The organism is Streptomyces sp. NPDC037100, assembly GCF_055606225.1.
Map to the genome: position 1 here is coordinate 294,504 of NZ_JBVJSX010000005.1, position 16,696 is coordinate 311,199.

Below are 16,696 nucleotides of genomic sequence, written 5' to 3' on the forward strand. Positions count from 1 at the left end.
GGGCCGCGCCGGGTGGGACACCGACGCGGCCCGCACGCACAGGAGTCGTGGCCTGTGGGCCGGGTCCTTCGCCTCAGCCCGACTCGGAGTGACGGTGCTGGACCCGTGCCGGTGAGCCCGTGGCCCCGGCATGATCCGAAAGACCGTCTAAGGCGTCATCCGCTTTGCCGTCAGGCCCAGCTCGCGGGTCAGGGCCTCCTCCACCCACTCCTGGGCCCGCGCGCGCGGCACCGCGCCGGCGTAGGACGTGAGCTGGACGGCGAGACCGTCGAGGAGGGCGGTCAGACGCAGGGCCGTGCCGGCCGGGTCGGGGCAGCGGAACTCACCGGCGGCCACGCCCTCCGCGATGACCTCGGCGAGGGCCGCCTTCCACTGCCGGTCGAGATCCTGGGCGACCTCCCGCAGCACCGGGTCGCGCAGCGCCGCCGCCCAGCCCTCGATCCACAGCCGCCAGCCCTTCGCCTGCCCGGTCGGGGCGTACCACCGCACGGCCGACCGCAGTCGGCGCAGCGCCGGCGAACGGCGGCCGAGCAGCTTGCGCAGATGCGCCAGGTCGCCCTCCGCCGCGTGCCGGAACGCGGCGGCGACCAGCTGCTCCTTCGAAGAGAAGTGGTAGAGGACCAACGCGTTGCTCACGCCGAGCGCCGAGGCCACGTCGGCGATCCTGACCGCCGCCACACCCCTCGCCTCGATCTGCTCGATGGCGGCCCGCAACAGATCTCCGCGCCGCTGAGCCACACCCAACCGGACTCTCGTCACGCCGTCACCCTACCCACGGCCGTGCGGCCCCTCGACGGGACGTTTCGGCCTGCCCGGCAGGGCCCGCGGCGACAGCCGTCGAGGAGGCGGCGGGCGCCTCACCGGAACCAGCCGAACCGCTCCGCGATCAGCGGAAGCCGGTCCGCCGCGATCGCGTGGGCGGCGGCCCGCGGCGTCGTCCCGTCGGCCTGCGCGCGGGCCAGCATCCGTTCCACCAGGACCCGCATCGAGCGGCGGGTGTACGCGAACGCCTCCTCGGCGTCGGCGCCGATGTCCCCGAACAGCGTCCACCACCACCAGGCGTTCGTGCCCGAGTTGACCACGACGTCCGGCAGCACGGTCACCCCGCGCGCGGCCAGCATCAGCTCCGCCTCCGGACGCACGGGCATGTTGGCCGCCTCCACGACCCAGCGGGCGGTGATCCGCTGCTGGTTCCCGGCGTCGACCGCGTACGACACGGCGGCCGGAACCAGCACGTCCGCGTCGGCCGCCAGCCAGGCGTCGCCCGGCAGTTCGCGGTCGCCGGGGCGCAGTGCGCAACGGTCCACCGTGCCGTGGGCGTCCCGAGCCGCGAGCAGCGCCTCGACGTCCAGGCCCGCCCGGTTGGCGATCGTGCCCTTGAGGTCGGCGACGGCCACGACCGTGAGCCCCGCGCGCGTGAGGAAGCGCGCGGTGGCCCCGCCCATGGTGCCGATCCCCTGGAGGGCGACCCGTGTCCCGGTGTACGGCACACCGGCACGGTCCAGGGCGGCCAGGGTCGCCTCGGCCACACCGCAGCCACCGACCAGCTCGTCCAGACCGATGCCGTCGACCTCGACCGCGAACGCGTCCCGGAGCCGCCGCCGGGCCTCGGCCTCGTCGTCGAGCAGGGGATACACCGCCTGGATCGACGACACCAGCCCCGCCTCGGCCGCCGCCCGGTCGACCAGGTCCTGGGTGAGCCCCAGGTCCTCGCCCGTGGTCCAGCAGCTTTCTATGTACGGCCGCATGGCGCGCAGGTACCGCACCAGCAGCGGGTACGCGCCGGGATCCCGAGGGTCGCAGTCGATGCCGCCCTTGGCGCCGCCGAGCGGGACGTAGCGGCTCGCCGGGTCGTAGTGCAGGGCCTCCTTGACGGTCATGCCGCGGGCGAGGCCGGCGACCTCGTCCAGCGTGCAGCCCGCGCGCATCCGCAGACCGCCGCTGGCGACCCCGCGGACCAGCCGGTCGACGACCAGGAAGCCCTGCCGTCCCGTGAGGTGATCGGTCCAGGTCAGAGTCAACAGGGGGGCGGTCATCCGGGCTCCTTCGCGACGCGGCTTACTGAATCATCGGTCAGTATCGCCCCGGGTTCGCTTCCGGTGGGGCCCCTGTGATCCGGTGTTGTCGGAGGGGCCGACCATAATGGAAAGCCTGACCGACTCCCCCTGGAGGTACCGTGGCCGGTTTCCGTACCCTGAGCTCCGGGCTCCGCGCGCTGCGGCCCGGGGCGTTCGGCGCCGACCCCAGCGGTGAGCGCATGGCGCGTATCCGCAGATCGCCCCACTTCAAGGACGGGGTCTTCCAGAACCCCGGCGGACCCGCGCGGACCCGGCCCTCGGGCTCGACCCTGGACTTCGCGAAGGTCTTCTTCGACAAGGACACCCGGCCCCGCCGCGCCCCGAAGGGCACCGTCCCGGTGCACTCCACCACCCTCGCCGACCTCGCCCGGCCCCCGGCCACCGGACTCCGGCTGACCTGGATGGGACACTCCAGCGTGCTCGCGGAGGTGGACGGCCGACGCGTCCTGTTCGACCCGGTGTGGGGCGAGCGCTGCTCCCCCTTCCCCTTCGCGGGCCCCAAGCGGCTGCACCCCGTGCCCCTGCCGCTCGCCGCCCTCGGCCCGGTCGACGTCGTGGTCATCTCGCACGATCACTACGACCACCTGGACATGCCCACCATCAAGGCACTCGCGGGCACGGACACGCTGTTCGCCGTGCCCCTCGGCGTCGGCGCGCACCTGGAGCACTGGGGCGTGTCCGCCGGCCGGCTGCGCGAGCTGGACTGGCACGAGTCCACCGAGATCGGCGGCCTCACCCTGACCGCCACCCCGGCCCGGCACTTCTGCGGCCGGGGGCTGCGCAACACCCAGCACACCCTGTGGGCCTCCTGGGTCGTCACCGGCGAGGAGCACCGGATCTACCACAGCGGCGACACCGGCTACTTCGACGGCTTCAAGGACATCGGCGCCGAGCACGGGCCGTTCGACGCCACGATGATCCAGATCGGCGCGTACTCGGACTTCTGGCCCGACATCCACATGACTCCCGAGGAGGGCATGCGCGCCCACCTCGACCTCCAGGGCGGCCCGGAGCACGGCCCGATGCTGCCGATCCACTGGGCCACCTTCAACCTGGCGACGCACCCGTGGGCGGATCCCGGCGAGGGGACGCTCGCGGCCGCCCGCGCGGTGGGCGCCGGGGTCGCCCTGCCCCGCCCCGGCGAGCCCTTCGAGCCCGCCGCCGAGAACGTCCCGTCCGAGCCGTGGTGGCGTGGGGTGGCGCTCGCCCCGGCGGGTGGCTTCCCGGTCGGGGAAGCCCTCGCCGACGCCACGATCAAGACCGCGTCGGACACGGCAGCCATGGCCCAGGCCGACACGGTGAGTGACGACGGTCGGGGGGCGGGCAGGGGTACCGAGGACCCCGAGACGCTCCCGGCGGGCTGACCCGGGACGTACGGCAGGCCGGCGGCGAGGGCCGGGGAGCGAGAGGCTCCCCGGCCCTCGCCGTTTCTGCGTGACCGCTTCTGACCAGGTCGGATCGATCTCTTCCCGTTTCATGCTCGCGTGTGGACGGGAGTTATCGGTCTGTCGTACGAGACCTCATACCAGAGCGGGACGCTCACCGTATGAGTTTGTCAACTGCCCACCGCACATGATGCGCTGGCGACTACTGTCAGTGGCCGTCGGGAAACAGGGCGGATCAGGAAGCGGGGGCCGGCACGTGCAGGCGCAGGGCGGACGAGGGAGTCGACGCGACGGGGATCCCCGCTGCCCGCGTGCCACCGGCGCATCCCCGGGCGCGGCCGGTCACACGGGTGCCCGGCCCGATGACGCACCTGCCGCCGCCGGTGGCGCGGGCGTTGCCGGGGCCGGCGCTCGTGGTGCCGGGGCCCATGGCCGGGGCCGGCACGCGGGCCCGGGTGGCGCCGAGGCCGGGCCGAAGCGCGGGGCGCCGGGGCGCGCGGCCCGCGGCGTGCGCAAGCGGCCGCGCGAACCCGGTCGCAACCCCGCGAGCTCCCCTGGCACCCAGGCCCGACGTACCAGTACGAGGACACCGATGTCTCACCTCCGCGCACCGGCCGCGCGCGCAGAACGCCGTGAGGGCGGGCGGCACGGGCGGCCCGCCGTCCGCACCGCACCCGCGCTGCCCGAGACCCACATACGGCCCCAGCTGCTGCGGCTCGCGGTCCTGCCCCCCGTCGCCGTCGCACTCAGCGGCTGCGCCGCCGTTCTCTTCACCGTCCGGTCCACCGGAACGCGGCCGGGCCCCACCCTGTGGGCGGTGCTCGGCGGCGCGGTCTTCGTGGCCCTCGTCGGCATCGTCGTCGCCGCCGTCGCCGCCGACCGGGCCGCCCGCTCCGTGCACGACCGCATCGGCGTGCTGCGCCGCGGCACCGCTCGGCGCGAGGCCGATCTGCGCACCCTGGTCGAGACGTTGCGCCGCGGCGACGGCCCGCCGCAGCTCGCACAACAGAGCCGGACCGGCGCTCCCCCGGAGGACGCCGACGACTTCGACCTCCTCGCCGCCGACCTGTCCCGCGCACACGACGGCGCCGTCACCGCCGTCGTACAGGCCTCCCAGCTCTCCAGCCAGACCGGAAGCGAACAGAAGCTCGAAGTGTTCGTCAATCTCGCCCGGCGCCTGCAGTCCCTGGTGCACCGCGAGATCTCCATCCTCGACGAGCTGGAGAACGAGATGGAGGACCCCGACCTGCTCAAGGGGCTCTTCCACGTCGACCACCTGGCCACCCGCATCCGCCGCCACGCCGAGAACCTCGCCGTGCTCGGCGGGGCCGTCTCGCGCCGCCAGTGGAGCAACCCGGTCTCCATGACCGAGGTACTGCGCTCGGCCATCGCCGAGGTCGAGCAGTACTCGCGGGTCAAGCTCGTGCCGCCGATCGACGGACAGCTGCGCGGTCACGCCGTCGCCGACGTCATCCACCTCCTGGCCGAACTCGTCGAGAACGCCACGGTGTTCTCCGCCCCGCACACCCACGTCCTGCTGCGCGCCAACCTGGTCACCTCCGGGCTCGCCGTCGAGGTCGAGGACCGCGGGCTCGGCATGCCCCTGGAGGAGCAGACGCGGATGAACGCGCTGCTCGCCGACCCCGACCAGGTGAACGTCGCCCGGCTCCTGGCGGACGGCCGCATCGGCCTGTTCGTCGTCTCCCAGCTCGCCCGGCGACACGGCATCACGGTCCGGCTCCAGACCAACATCTACGGCGGTGTGCAGGCGGTGCTCGTCGTACCGCAGGCGCTGCTGGGAGCGGAGGCGGGGACGGAGGCCGGGGTGGCGGGGCAGCCGGAGGGCGGAACGGCTGGTGCGGAGCGTCCGGCCTTGACGGGGCCACCGGCCGGGCGAGCCGGGCAGGGAGCCCAGGCCGGGCAGCGTGGGCAGGCCGTGCGGCAGGGGCAGACCGGGCAGACCGGGCAGGCCGGTGCCGGTGCCGGTGCCGGTGCCGGTGCCGGTGCCGGTGCCGATGCCGGTGCCGGAACCGGGCCGAGTGCCGTGGCCGGCGCCACGTCCACGGGGCGGCCCGCGGTCGAGGGGGCCGGATCCGGGGCCTCCTCCCTCCAGCCCGCGGCCGGATCCGGGGCGTCGATGCCGCTCGCGGCACCCGGGGCTTCGCGCGGGCACGAGCGGGAGGCCGAACCGGCCCCGGGCGGGAGCGCGCCGGCCGGCCGGCCCGCGCCCCTGCCCATGCGCGGTGCCCGTCGGGAGCGTCCGACCCCGGCCGAGGCACGGCCCGGCATCAGTCCCGACGACCGGCGCGTGCTTGCCGAGAACGTCACCGAGCTGCCCACCCCCCGCAACGGCGCCGTGCGCGGCACCATGGGCAAACCCCACCTGCCCCGTCGGCGGGCCCAGGAGCACATCGCGCCCCAGCTGCGCGACGGCCCGACGCCACGCCAGGACCCCGACCACCTCGTGGGCCACGACCCCGGTCTGATGGCGGCCTTCCAGCGCGGCATCAGCCTCGCGGAAGCCCAGCAGAACATGGAGGCCGGGTACACGGACGGGGACGACATGGAGTCCTCCCACACGGATTCCGCCCACATCGGTCCCTCCCACGGGGGTTCGGCCCACACGAACCCCTCGCACGTGGGTTCGGCCCACACGGACCCGTCCCACACGGACCCGTCCCACACGGACCCGTCCCACACGGACCCGTCCCACATGGACTCCCCCAACACAGGCCAGGCCCCCACGGACCCCGCACCCGGCGGGTCCGCCCACAGGGAGCCGATGCCCGTCCGGCCGGTTCACCTCGAGGCGCTCCCCTCGGAGCTGTCCCCCTCGAGCAGGCCCACGCCCGGATCCCGTTCCGACCACCGCGCGACCACCACCCGGCAGGACGGGAGCGCACCCGCCGGATGACCACCCCCCTTCCCACCCCCCTTCCCACCCCCACTCCCAGCGCTCCCCCAGACCTTCGTACCCCAAGGAGTCGATCCACCATGGCGAGCGATGCGCCGACCGCCCATGTTTCCGACCTCGACTGGCTGATGAGCGGCCTCGTGCAGCGCGTACCGCACACGACCGCAGCGGTGCTCCTGTCCTGCGACGGGCTCGTGAAGTCCGTGCACGGCCTCGACCCGGACAGCGCCGACCACATGGCAGCGCTGGCCTCCGGCCTGTACTCCCTCGGCCGTAGCGCCGGTGTCCGCTTCGGCGACGGCGGCGACGTGCGGCAGGTCGTCGTCGAACTCGCCTCGACCCTGCTGTTCGTCACCACCGCAGGCTCCGGCACCTGCCTGGCCGTGCTCGCCGGCCGCGAGGCCGACGCGGCCGTGCTGGGGTACGAGATGGCGATGCTGGTCAAGAGCGTCCGCCCCTACCTGGTGACCGCTCCCCGGCAGTCCGTCGATTCCCCGGCGATGAGGCCTTGAGCGTGACGGCGGCCGGTGACGGGCCCTGGCTCGACGACGCGGCCGGGCGGCTGGTGCGGCCGTTCACGGTCAGCAACGGCCGCACCCGTCCGACCGTCGCGCTCGACCTCGTGTCGCAGGTGATGGCCACCGGGGCGACCCCCCTCGGCTATCTCGGCCCGGAGCACGCGCAGGCGATCGAGCGGTGCCGGGTGCCCGTCGCCGTCGCCGAGGTCGCCGCCCATCTCAAACTGCCGGTGGCCGTCACCAAGGTGCTGCTGGCGGACCTCGTCGACTGCGGGGCGCTGACGACCAAGCCCCCCGCGTTCCACCACAATCCGACGGACCGGGCCCTTCTGGAGGCAGTGCTCGATGGACTACGACGACAGCTCTGACTACACCGACGGACCGGGCCACGGCGCCGACCCGTTCCCCACCGCGCTGAAGATCCTGGTGGCGGGCGGGTTCGGCGTGGGCAAGACGACCTTCGTCGGCGCGGTCAGCGAGATCGCGCCGCTCAGCACGGAGGAGCTGCTCACCACCGTCAGCGCCGCGACCGACAACCTCGACGGCATCGAGAACAAGCTCGAGACGACCGTGGCCATGGACTTCGGCCGCATCACCCTCGACCCGCAGCACGTGCTGTACCTGTTCGGCACGCCCGGGCAGGAGCGGTTCTGGTTCATGTGGGACGAGTTGTGCGAGGGCGCGCTCGGCGCCGTCATCCTCGCCGACACCCGCCGGCTCCAGGAGTGCTTCGCAGCCGTCGACTTCTTCGAGCAGCGCGGCCTCGGCTTCATCGTCGCCGTCAACGAGTTCGACGGCGCCTACCGCTACGACCCCGAGGAGGTGCGCGGTGCCCTGGACCTGTCCGCGGACGTTCCCGTCGTGTGCTGCGACGCGCGGATCTCCAGCTCCGGCGTCCAGACCCTGCTGACCCTGGTGCGCCATCTCCTCGCCCACACGCCGGCCCCCACCACGGGGTACAGCGCCCACATGTGACACCCCAACACCCGTCACGGAGCCCGTATATGAAGCAAGCCCACAGCCCAGGAGCATGCCCATGACCTACGACCCGCCGCGTCCGGCCGGTCGTCTGCTGCTCACACCCGAGGACAAGGAGGCCCCCGCCCGCACCGGCCGACTGCGCCGACTGGGCCTGGGGCAGCACCCCGAACCCGCACTCGACGCCTTCGCGCACCGCCTCGCCGAGCTCACCGGGGCGCCGTACGCCATGGTCAACCTCCCCGGCGAACAGGGGCAGTTCTACGCGGGCCTGTATGTGCCGGCTGTCGCTCCGGTCGTGCGCAGTGACGGCACCAGCCCGCGCCTCGGCCGTGCCCTGCCCCGCGACCACGGCTTCTGCCCTCATGTGGTGGCGCGCCGCAAGGCCCTCGCGCTGGAGGACGTCAGTGACTATCCGCGGTTCGCGGGCAACCCGGTGGTCGACGAGTTCGGCATCCGCTCCTATCTGGGGGCACCGCTCATCGACGGCACGGGCCTGGTGCTGGGCACGGTCAGCGTGGCGGACATCGCGCCGCGGCCGTGGGGGAGGCCCGGCCTGACGGCGATCAAGGAACACGCCGCACACCTGGTCGTGGAGCTGGAGAGCCGCGACGGCCTGCCGCCCTACTGAAGCCGGGGTTCCCACGGGACCCTGTGGGCGTGAAGGAAAGCTGTGACGGCGCTTAAGAAATCCTCGATGGACCGGCAGGCCGCCGTACGGCAGATTGCAGTGCGATCCCACTCCTCTCCCGGTCCAGGGGTTCCTTCGGCATACCCGGAGCCGGGACGTACCCCCAGGAGCCGTAGCGGTGAAGGCGCTGGTCAAGCAGAAGGCGGAACCCGGGCTGTGGCTCGCGGACGTCCCCGAGCCCACCGTCGGGCCCAAAGACGTGCTCATCAAGGTGCTGCGCACCGGCATCTGCGGCACCGACCTGCACATCAGGGCCTGGGACGGCTGGGCCCAGCAGGCGATCAGCACCCCGCTCGTGGTCGGGCACGAGTTCGTCGGCGAGGTCGTCGAGACCGGGCGGGACGTCACCGACATCGCGATCGGCGACCGCGTCAGCGGCGAGGGCCACCTGGTGTGCGGCAAGTGCCGCAACTGCCAGGCCGGCCGCCGGCACCTGTGCCGGGCCACCGTGGGGCTGGGCGTGGGCCGGGACGGGGCGTTCGCCGAGTACGTCGCCCTGCCCGCCGCCAACGTCTGGGTGCACCGGGTGCCCGTCGACCTCGACGTGGCCGCGATCTTCGACCCGTTCGGCAACGCCGTGCACACCGCCCTGTCGTTCCCGCTCGTCGGCGAGGACGTCCTGATCACCGGCGCCGGACCCATCGGCCTGATGGCGGCCGCCGTGGCCCGGCACGCCGGCGCCCGCAACGTCGTGATCACCGACGTCAGCGCGGAGCGGCTGGAGTTGGCCCGCAAGATCGGAGTCAGCCTCGCGCTCGACGTCTCCGGCTCCACCATCGCCGACGGGCAGCGCACGCTCGGACTGCGTGAGGGCTTCGACATCGGCCTGGAGATGTCCGGCCGCCCCGAGGCCCTGCGCGACATGATCGCCAACATGACGCACGGCGGCCGCATCGCCATGCTCGGCCTGCCCGCGCAGGAGTTCCCCGTCGACTGGGCCCGCATCGTGACCTCGATGATCACCATCAAGGGCATCTACGGCCGCGAGATGTTCGAGACCTGGTACGCCATGTCGGTCCTGCTCGAAGCCGGCCTCGACCTCGCGCCCGTGATCACCGGCCGCTACGGCCACCGCGACTTCGAGGCGGCGTTCGAGGACGCGGCGAGCGGCCGCGGCGGCAAGGTCATCCTCGACTGGACCGCGTAACTCCCCTTCACCGCAAGCACCTCAGGAGCTTCCCCATGTTCGACTCCGTGCGCGACGACCTGCGCGCCACCCTCGACGAGATCCGCGCCGCCGGCCTGCACAAGCCCGAGCGCGTGATCGGCACCCCGCAGTCCGCCACCGTGAACGTCACCGCGGGCGGCCGCCCCGGCGAGGTCCTCAACTTCTGTGCCAACAACTACCTCGGCCTCGCCGACCACCCCGAGGTCGTCGCCGCCGCCCACGAGGCCCTGGACCGCTGGGGCTACGGCATGGCCTCCGTCCGCTTCATCTGCGGCACCCAGGAGGTGCACAAGGAACTCGAGGCCAGGCTCTCGGCGTTCCTCGGCCAGGAGGACACGATCCTGTACTCCTCCTGCTTCGACGCCAACGGCGGCGTCTTCGAGACGCTCCTCGGCCCGCAGGACGCGGTCATCTCCGACGCGCTGAACCACGCCTCCATCATCGACGGCATCCGCCTGTCCAAGGCCCGCCGCCTCAGGTACGCCAACCGTGACATGGCCGAACTGGAGGCCCGTCTGAAGGAGGCCTCCGACGCACGCCGCCGCCTGATCGTCACCGACGGCGTCTTCTCCATGGACGGCTACGTGGCCCCGCTGCGCGAGATCTGCGACCTCGCCGACCGCTACGACGCGATGGTCATGGTCGACGACTCCCACGCCGTCGGTTTCGTCGGCCCCGGCGGCCGGGGCACGCCCGAGCTGCACGGTGTCATGGACCGCGTCGACATCATCACCGGCACCCTCGGCAAGGCCCTCGGCGGCGCCTCCGGCGGCTACGTCGCGGCCCGAGCCGAGATCGTCGCCCTGCTGCGCCAGCGCTCCCGGCCGTACCTGTTCTCCAACACGCTCGCCCCGGTGATCGCGGCGGCCTCCCTCAAGGTCCTCGACCTGCTGGAGTCGGCGGACGACCTGCGCGTCCGGCTGGCCGAGAACACGGCCCTGTTCCGCGGCCGCATGACCGAGGAGGGCTTCGACGTGCTCCCCGGCGACCACGCCATCGCCCCGGTGATGATCGGGGACGCGGCGGTCGCCGGACGCATGGCGGAGCTGCTGCTGGAGCGCGGCGTCTACGTCATCGGCTTCTCGTACCCGGTGGTGCCGCAGGGGCAGGCCAGGATCCGCGTCCAGCTGTCGGCCGCGCACTCCACGAAGGACGTCAACCGCGCGGTCGACGCCTTCGTGGCGGCCCGGGCCGAGCTGGAGGGCTGACCGGCAGTACAGGGCGCATTCGGCCACCCGCTGCACCTGGTCGACGAGTCGACCCGGCTGGATGCCGCCGCGCTGGTCGAGTACGTCGTCGAGCACCGCATCGACTTCCTCGACCTCACCCCCACCTACCCGCGCCGGCTGTTGCCCGCCGGACTGCTCGACGACCCGTTTTGAGACAATCGATCGCATGATCGAAGCGCGGCGGCTCCACATCCTCCGGGCGGTGGCCGACCACCGTACGGTGACGGCGGCTGCCGCCGCGCTGTATCTCACCCCGTCGGCCGTCTCCCAGCAGCTCGCCGCCCTGGAGCAGGAGACCGGTCACCGGCTCGTCGAGCGCGGGGCCAAGGGCGTACGGCTCACCCCCGCCGGGGAGATCCTGCTCAACCACACCAACGCGGTCCTCGCCCAGCTGGAGCGGGCCGAGGCCGAGCTCGCCGCGTACAGCTCGGGCGCGGCCGGCACCGTCACGGTCGCCTCCTTCGCCACCGGCATCGCCCTGGTCGTCGCACCCGCCGTGGCCGCTCTCGCCCGGTCGGCGCCGGGGATCCGCATCCGCGTCCAGGACGCCGAGGGCGACGCCAGTCTGCCGATGGTGCTGGACCGGCAGGTCGATGTCGCGGTCGCCGTCGAGTACCGAGGGGCCCCGCCCGCCGACGATCCGCGACTGGCCCACGTACCGCTGTACGCCGAACCCTTCGACGCGGTCGTCCCGGTCACCCACCGCCTGGCCGGCGCGGCCGAGGTGCCGCTCGCCGAACTGGCCAAGGACCCCTGGATCGGCCCGTACCCAGGCAACCCCTGCCACGACGTGGTGGTCCTGGCCTGCGAGAACGCCGGGTTCCAGCCGCGTATGGAGCACTCCTCGGACGACTTCCGCGCGGTCGTCGCCATTGCCTCGGCCGACGCGGGCGTCGCCCTGGTACCGCGCTCGGCGCTGCGCGGCATGGACCTCACCGGGGTGGTCGTCCGTCCCGTCGACGGGACGCCTCCCACCCGCCGGGTCTTCGCCGCCGTACGCAGGGGAGCCGAGGAGCACCCCCTCATCCGCCCCGTGCTGGACGCGCTCGGCGCCGCGGCCCAGGTGTGAGCGCCACGTAACGCGACTGTCTCATATCCGGGATAGCGTCCCGGATATGAGACATGACGAAGCGGACCCCGTCGACGCCCGGCTGGGCGCACGCCTGGCCGAACTGAGGGCCGAACACGGCTGGTCCCTGGGTGAGCTGGCGGACCGCAGCGGGGTGAGCCGGTCCACCCTGTCCCGGGCCGAGCGGGCGGAGACCAGCCCGACGGCCGCACTCCTGAACCGCCTCTGCGCCGTCTACGGACGCACCATGTCCCAGCTGCTCAGCGAGATCGAGGCGGAACCGGAGACCGTGGTCCGCTCCGCCGGGCAGCCCGTGTGGCAGGACCGGGCCTCCGGCTTCGTACGGCGGTCCGTGTCGCCCCCGCACACCGCCCTGCGCGGCGAGCTGATCGAAGCCCGCCTCTCGCCCGGCGCCGACATCGCCTACGACCGGCCGCCCCTGGCCGGGTTGGAGCAGCACATCTGGATCCTGGAGGGGGCCCTGGACGTGACAGCGCAGGACACCGAGCACCGCCTCGCCACCGGCGACTGTCTGAGGATGCGCGTGTGGGGCCCGACCCGGTTCCGCTGCGCCGCTGCCGAGGGCGTGCGGTATCTGCTGGCGGTGGTGCGGCCGTGATCCGGCTGGACGAGGCCCGGCTCCTGGAACACGCGGGGACGTTGGCGGATCTCCTGGCCCACACCGTGAACGGTGGTGCGTCGGTCGGATTCCTTGCTCCGCTCACCCGGGCGGAGGCCCTGGCCTGGTGGGAGGAGCGGGCCGCGGACGTCGCCGCGGGCCGGCACGCCGTCTGGGCCGCGTGTGAGGGGGAGCGGGTGCTCGGCACCGTGAGCCTGGCCTTCCCCGGCAAGACCAACAGCCGGCACCGCGCCGAGCTGGTGAAGCTGATGGTGCACCCGGAGGCCCGTGGCCGCGGTCTCGGCCGCGGGCTCCTGGCCACGGCGGAGGCCGCGGCAGCGGCGGCCGGTGTCAGCCTCCTGCACCTGGACACCGAGACCGGCAGCCCCGCCGAGCGCCTGTACCGGTCAGCCGGGTGGACCCCGATCGGCGCGATCCCCGACTACGCGGCCGATCCCGGCGGGGTGCTGCGGCCGACGACGATCTACTACAAGCGCCTCCCGGCAACCACTCTCACCAGGTGATTGTCAGTGGGAGCCGCTACGGTGCCTGCCATGCCGGATGCCGAAGACGTACGACGGATCGCCCTGTCCCTGCCGGACACGACGGAGAAGATCGCCTGGAGCATGCCCACGTTCCGGGTCGCGGGGAAGATGTTCGCGACGCTGCCGGAGGACGAGACCTCCATCGCCGTGCGCTGCCCCAAGGAGGAGCGGAACGAGCTGGTGCTCGCCGAGCCGGGGAAGTTCTGGATCGCCGACCACGAGTCCCAGTTCGCCTGGGTGCGGGCCCGGCTCGACGCCCTCGAGGACGAGGCCGAACTGCGCGACATCCTCGCCGACTCCTGGCGCCAGGCGGCCCCGCCCCGGCTCCTTGAGGCCCACCCCGGCCTCGGTCTGCCGGTGGAGTGACGTCCGCCCGGTCTCAGACCCGGACAGCCGCCCCGGCGAAGCCCCCGATGCGCTCCCGCAGCGACCGGGCGTCGAGACCGTGGGCGGCGACATGCTCTTCCACCTGCCCGTACCGCCGCAGCTCGCGGCGGCCCACGCCCAGCCCGAGGACCGGGTGCGGCACATCCGACAGCGCGTCGTTCGCGGCGGCCGTCGAGGTACCCGCCAGGTAGGGCTCGACGAGCACCACGTCCGTCCCGGCCGCCTCGATGGCCCGGCGCAGGGCGGCCCCGTCGAAGGGGCGGACCGTGGTCGCGTACAGGACGGTCACGTCCAGCCCCTCGGTGGCGGCGAGTACGGCGTCGAGCATCGGCCCGACGGCGACCACGACACCGGAGCGCCCCTCGCGGACCGTGAGGAAGCGCTCACCGTCGACCGGCAGGGCGCGTCCGTTGACCTCAATCAAACGTGAGGTCAAGTGGCGTCATCCGGAAACGGATGCGCGATCAGCGCTGCGAGTGCGGTATTGTTTCCCTGCGCGTTCGGCCGGGGGAACCCCCAGGTCAGACGGGCAACGGGACGTGGCGCAGCTTGGTAGCGCACTTGACTGGGGGTCAAGGGGTCGCAGGTTCAAATCCTGTCGTCCCGACTGTGAGGCAGTGAGTCAGAGGCCGTATCCGATTCCACGGATACGGCCTTTTGATCATTTCTCCGGGCGGGGAGCGCCGGCCGGTTGTCGATGGTGGCGATCCTGGTCGCCATTCCGGCGAGCTGCCTGCACGCCTGCGCGATCTCCCGCTCGGTCTGGGCGCGCTCGCCGACGGCCACTCCGAGCAGAAGCGCGGTCAGCGAAGCGGAACCGTTGAACGCCTGCAGGGTGAGCATGCTGGTGAACAGATCCTGGCCGTCGAACGGGCCGGATCCCTGCCCCGCCGCGACGATCGCGAAGATCGACACGGCGAGGGCGCAGGGCGCGGCCCCGGCGAGCCCGAAGCGGAAGCCGGCCCAGATCAGCAGCGGGAAGCCGAGGAACAACAGCGGTGTGTCGCCGGTCTCGACGAAACCGACACAGGCCGTGGCCGCCACCAGCAAGATCACCTCTGCCCACCGGGACAGCGACACGCCCCGGGGCCATCGGGCCGAGCGGAGCAGGAGCAGCAAGGGTGTGACCGCCAGGACGCCCATGGCGTCGCCGGTCCACCAGACCGACCAGGCCGAAGCGAAGTCGTCGGCATCCAGCACTCCGGTGAGGGCCAGCGTTCCGCTGCCGATCGTGGCGCTGACCAGCATCCCGGTGAAGGCGCCGAAGAAGATCAGGGCCAGCGCGTCCCGCATCCGGTTCAGTTCGTTGCGGAACCCGGCACGGCGGAGCAGGGCGTACGAACAGACCGGCGCGAGTGTGTTGCCCGCCGCGATCGCGAGGACGGCCGGCAGCGACGGTCCCAGCGTGATGTTGACCAGAAACGCGCCGAGAGCGATCCCGGGCCAGACCCGCGGCCCCAGCAGGAGCAGGCTCGCCAGTGCGATACCGCTCGGCGGCCACAGGGGGGTGACCTGGCCGCGCACCAGTTGCTGGAGCAGCCCCAGCTCGGCCGAGCCGTAGTACAGCGCGGCGACGACACAGATCTCCAGGGCGGCCCAGCCGCCGCGCCGGGGCCGTGCCTGCCGCGCGACAGCCATCGGGAACCCTTCGCGTCGACGTCCTCCCGACCATCATCCGCCGGATCTCCCGCATCCTCCACAACACCGCTGAACTGGATGTCCGGCCCTCGCAGGACCCCTGGGCGTCAGGCGGGCGGGGTGCGCAGGGCGAGGACGGCCATGTCGTCGTGGCCGTCGCTGGGATGGTGATCGGCCAGGGCGCGCACGAAGTCCCGCAGGGGCAGGGCGGCGTGGACCGCGGCGAGATCGGCCAGCTCGCCGAGGCTCTCGTCGATGGGGCGGGCGGGATGCTCCAGCAGGCCGTCGGTGAAGAAGAGCAGGGTGGTGCCGGGGGGAAGGAAGCGGGAGTGGTCGGGGCGCGGTTCCTCGGGGTCGACCCCGAGCGGCAGCCCGGGCTCGGCGGTCAGGATCTCGACCCGGCGCTCCGGGGTGATCAGCACGGGCGGGACATGTCCCGCGGTGCTCCAACGGAGTCGCCAGCCGGGGCTCTCCGGCTCGATCCGGGCCAGAGCGGTGGTCGTGACGGGGTTGGGAGTGATCGCCTGGAGCGTGCGGTCGAGCCGGGCCAGGACCGCGCCCGGTGAACTGCCCCCGTCGAAGAGCAGGGCGCGCAGCATGTTGCGGGTGGAGGCCATGGCGGCCGCGGCGTGCAGATCGTGACCGACCACGTCGCCGATGACGACCGCCACGACGTCGCCGGGCAGCGGGATCGCGTCGTACCAGTCCCCGCCGAGCTTGCCGGGCTCCGCGGCCGGCCGGTAGACGGCCGCGGCGGTGAACGGTCGCAGGTCGGGCAGCGCGGGCAGCAGGAGCCGCTGGAACTGCTCGGCTCCGAGCCGTACCTGCTCGAAGAGGCGGACGTTCTCGATCGCGATGCCGGCGGCGCTGGCCAGGGCCGTCACGACGTTCTCGTCATGGACGTCGAAGGGCTGCCCGTCGCGCCGCTCGGAGAGGTACAGGTCGCCGTAGATCTCGCCGCGGACGCTGATGGCGACACCGAGCAGGGTTCTCATGTGCGGATGGCCGGGCGGGAAGCCGATGGAGGAGGGATGGGCCGGGATGTCGCCGAGCCGCAGGAGCTCGGGGTGGCTGATCAGATGGCCGAGAACGCCCCGGCCGGTCGGCAGGCCGGTCTCGGCCAGGTCGGCGCGCTCCCGCTCGGAGAGGCCGGCGGTGATGAACTGCTCCAGATGCTCACCGGTCTCGTTGAGCACGCCGAGGGCCCCGTAGTGGGCGCCCACCAGGTCCATGGCGGTGGTCACGATGCGGTGCAGCACCGCGGGCAGCTCCACCTCACGGCTGATGGCCACCACGGCGTCCAGCAGACCCTGCATCCGGTCCATCGCGTCCAGCAGGGCGCGCAGCTGCTCGTCGATCCGGCCCAGCTCGCTGCGCAGGCGCACGTGCAGCTCGGGCAGGTGTGCCTGCCCCGGAAAGGGGTCCTGCTCCGCCGCCATCGCGTACGCCTCCCGGCCGGAGGTCGGTCACGTGATAG

General features: G+C 72.9%; 16 protein-coding genes, 1 tRNA gene and 1 pseudogene. 13 read left to right on the forward strand and 5 right to left on the reverse strand.

Annotation, left to right across the window (positions count from 1 at the left end; translation table 11 throughout):
• Positions 1-147: 147 nt before the first annotated feature.
• Together ACZ7EG_RS18795 and ACZ7EG_RS18800 are read right to left on the reverse strand one after the other, a co-directional pair.
• Positions 148-759 carry a TetR/AcrR family transcriptional regulator gene (locus ACZ7EG_RS18795; protein ID WP_471079560.1) on the reverse strand — a complete coding sequence of 204 codons (612 nt, stop codon included), beginning with the start codon at positions 757-759 and terminating at the stop codon, positions 148-150.
• A 98-nt stretch (positions 760-857) separates the two neighbouring features.
• Entirely contained in the window at positions 858-2,036 is a 1,179-nt protein-coding gene (locus ACZ7EG_RS18800) for a Glu/Leu/Phe/Val dehydrogenase dimerization domain-containing protein (protein ID WP_471079563.1), read from the reverse strand.
• A gap of 140 nt (positions 2,037-2,176) precedes the next feature.
• On the opposite strand from ACZ7EG_RS18800, the gene ACZ7EG_RS18805 reads away from it, so the two are divergent.
• The 12 genes from ACZ7EG_RS18805 to ACZ7EG_RS18860 all read left to right on the forward strand — a co-directional run bounded on the left by ACZ7EG_RS18805 (position 2,177) and on the right by ACZ7EG_RS18860 (position 13,560).
• Positions 2,177-3,442 carry an MBL fold metallo-hydrolase gene (locus ACZ7EG_RS18805; RefSeq protein WP_471079566.1) on the forward strand — a complete coding sequence of 422 codons (1,266 nt, stop codon included), beginning with the start codon at positions 2,177-2,179 and terminating at the stop codon, positions 3,440-3,442.
• Positions 3,443-4,055: 613 nt separating this feature from the next.
• Positions 4,056-6,377: a sensor histidine kinase gene (locus ACZ7EG_RS18810; RefSeq protein ID WP_471079569.1), complete on the forward strand. Its 2,322-nt coding sequence runs from the start codon at positions 4,056-4,058 to the stop codon at positions 6,375-6,377.
• A gap of 80 nt (positions 6,378-6,457) precedes the next feature.
• Entirely contained in the window at positions 6,458-6,889 is a 432-nt protein-coding gene (locus tag ACZ7EG_RS18815) for a roadblock/LC7 domain-containing protein (protein WP_053671618.1), read from the forward strand.
• 2 nt (positions 6,890-6,891) lie between these two features.
• A complete protein-coding gene (locus ACZ7EG_RS18820) occupies positions 6,892-7,263 on the forward strand; it encodes a DUF742 domain-containing protein (RefSeq protein ID WP_344465379.1) in 372 nt (123 codons plus the stop codon).
• Complete coding sequence (locus tag ACZ7EG_RS18825) at positions 7,241-7,870, forward strand: GTP-binding protein (protein WP_471079572.1); 630 nt, start codon at positions 7,241-7,243, stop codon at positions 7,868-7,870. The genes ACZ7EG_RS18820 and ACZ7EG_RS18825 overlap by 23 nt, the downstream gene beginning before the upstream one ends.
• 61 nt (positions 7,871-7,931) lie before the next feature.
• The gene (locus tag ACZ7EG_RS18830; protein ID WP_471079575.1) at positions 7,932-8,504 is read left to right on the forward strand and encodes a GAF domain-containing protein; all 573 of its coding nucleotides are present in this window, start codon (positions 7,932-7,934) and stop codon (positions 8,502-8,504) included.
• A gap of 178 nt (positions 8,505-8,682) precedes the next feature.
• The gene (gene tdh, locus ACZ7EG_RS18835; protein WP_471079578.1) at positions 8,683-9,711 is read left to right on the forward strand and encodes an L-threonine 3-dehydrogenase; all 1,029 of its coding nucleotides are present in this window, start codon (positions 8,683-8,685) and stop codon (positions 9,709-9,711) included.
• Positions 9,712-9,746: 35 nt separating this feature from the next.
• On the forward strand, positions 9,747-10,940 hold the full coding sequence (locus ACZ7EG_RS18840) for a glycine C-acetyltransferase (protein ID WP_471079581.1): 1,194 nt from the start codon (positions 9,747-9,749) through the stop codon (positions 10,938-10,940).
• 187 nt (positions 10,941-11,127) lie between these two features.
• Positions 11,128-12,030 (forward strand): LysR family transcriptional regulator, encoded by a 903-nt coding sequence (locus ACZ7EG_RS18845; RefSeq protein ID WP_471079584.1) that lies wholly within the window; start codon positions 11,128-11,130, stop codon positions 12,028-12,030.
• Positions 12,031-12,076: 46 nt separating this feature from the next.
• Positions 12,077-12,649: a helix-turn-helix domain-containing protein gene (locus tag ACZ7EG_RS18850; protein ID WP_471079587.1), complete on the forward strand. Its 573-nt coding sequence runs from the start codon at positions 12,077-12,079 to the stop codon at positions 12,647-12,649.
• A complete protein-coding gene (locus ACZ7EG_RS18855) occupies positions 12,646-13,173 on the forward strand; it encodes a GNAT family N-acetyltransferase (RefSeq protein WP_471079590.1) in 528 nt (175 codons plus the stop codon). The genes ACZ7EG_RS18850 and ACZ7EG_RS18855 overlap by 4 nt, the downstream gene beginning before the upstream one ends.
• A gap of 30 nt (positions 13,174-13,203) precedes the next feature.
• Positions 13,204-13,560 carry an MmcQ/YjbR family DNA-binding protein gene (locus ACZ7EG_RS18860; RefSeq protein WP_471079593.1) on the forward strand — a complete coding sequence of 119 codons (357 nt, stop codon included), beginning with the start codon at positions 13,204-13,206 and terminating at the stop codon, positions 13,558-13,560.
• Between the two features lie 13 nt (positions 13,561-13,573).
• On the opposite strand, the pseudogene ACZ7EG_RS18865 reads toward ACZ7EG_RS18860, so the two are convergent.
• A pseudogene (locus ACZ7EG_RS18865) lies at positions 13,574-13,987 on the reverse strand (transketolase C-terminal domain-containing protein); the annotation flags it as partial.
• A 127-nt stretch (positions 13,988-14,114) separates the two neighbouring features.
• On the opposite strand from ACZ7EG_RS18865, the gene ACZ7EG_RS18870 reads away from it, so the two are divergent.
• Positions 14,115-14,188: transfer RNA gene (locus tag ACZ7EG_RS18870), tRNA-Pro, on the forward strand.
• Here the strand turns inward: ACZ7EG_RS18870 and ACZ7EG_RS18875 are convergent.
• Both ACZ7EG_RS18875 and ACZ7EG_RS18880 read right to left on the reverse strand, forming a co-directional pair.
• Complete coding sequence (locus tag ACZ7EG_RS18875) at positions 14,170-15,219, reverse strand: MASE1 domain-containing protein (protein WP_471079596.1); 1,050 nt, start codon at positions 15,217-15,219, stop codon at positions 14,170-14,172. The two genes, ACZ7EG_RS18870 and ACZ7EG_RS18875, sit on opposite strands and share 19 nt — an antisense overlap.
• Before the next feature lie 107 nt (positions 15,220-15,326).
• Positions 15,327-16,658 carry a PP2C family protein-serine/threonine phosphatase gene (locus ACZ7EG_RS18880; RefSeq protein WP_471079599.1) on the reverse strand — a complete coding sequence of 444 codons (1,332 nt, stop codon included), beginning with the start codon at positions 16,656-16,658 and terminating at the stop codon, positions 15,327-15,329.
• Between the last annotated feature and the right edge of the window lie 38 nt (positions 16,659-16,696).

What these genes read in the sequence shown, in the direction of transcription:
- ACZ7EG_RS18800 (WP_471079563.1), bottom strand. Translation starts at nt 2,036, where the DNA reads ATGACCGCCCCCCTGTTGACTCTGACCTGGACCGATCACCTCACGGGA.
- ACZ7EG_RS18810 (WP_471079569.1), top strand. Translation starts at nt 4,056, where the DNA reads ATGTCTCACCTCCGCGCACCGGCCGCGCGCGCAGAACGCCGTGAGGGC.
- ACZ7EG_RS18815 (WP_053671618.1), top strand. Translation starts at nt 6,458, where the DNA reads ATGGCGAGCGATGCGCCGACCGCCCATGTTTCCGACCTCGACTGGCTG.
- ACZ7EG_RS18825 (WP_471079572.1), top strand. Translation starts at nt 7,241, where the DNA reads ATGGACTACGACGACAGCTCTGACTACACCGACGGACCGGGCCACGGC.
- ACZ7EG_RS18830 (WP_471079575.1), top strand. Translation starts at nt 7,932, where the DNA reads ATGACCTACGACCCGCCGCGTCCGGCCGGTCGTCTGCTGCTCACACCC.
- ACZ7EG_RS18840 (WP_471079581.1), top strand. Translation starts at nt 9,747, where the DNA reads ATGTTCGACTCCGTGCGCGACGACCTGCGCGCCACCCTCGACGAGATC.
- ACZ7EG_RS18845 (WP_471079584.1), top strand. Translation starts at nt 11,128, where the DNA reads ATGATCGAAGCGCGGCGGCTCCACATCCTCCGGGCGGTGGCCGACCAC.
- ACZ7EG_RS18850 (WP_471079587.1), top strand. Translation starts at nt 12,077, where the DNA reads ATGAGACATGACGAAGCGGACCCCGTCGACGCCCGGCTGGGCGCACGC.
- ACZ7EG_RS18860 (WP_471079593.1), top strand. Translation starts at nt 13,204, where the DNA reads ATGCCGGATGCCGAAGACGTACGACGGATCGCCCTGTCCCTGCCGGAC.
- ACZ7EG_RS18875 (WP_471079596.1), bottom strand. Translation starts at nt 15,219, where the DNA reads ATGGCTGTCGCGCGGCAGGCACGGCCCCGGCGCGGCGGCTGGGCCGCC.
- ACZ7EG_RS18880 (WP_471079599.1), bottom strand. Translation starts at nt 16,658, where the DNA reads ATGGCGGCGGAGCAGGACCCCTTTCCGGGGCAGGCACACCTGCCCGAG.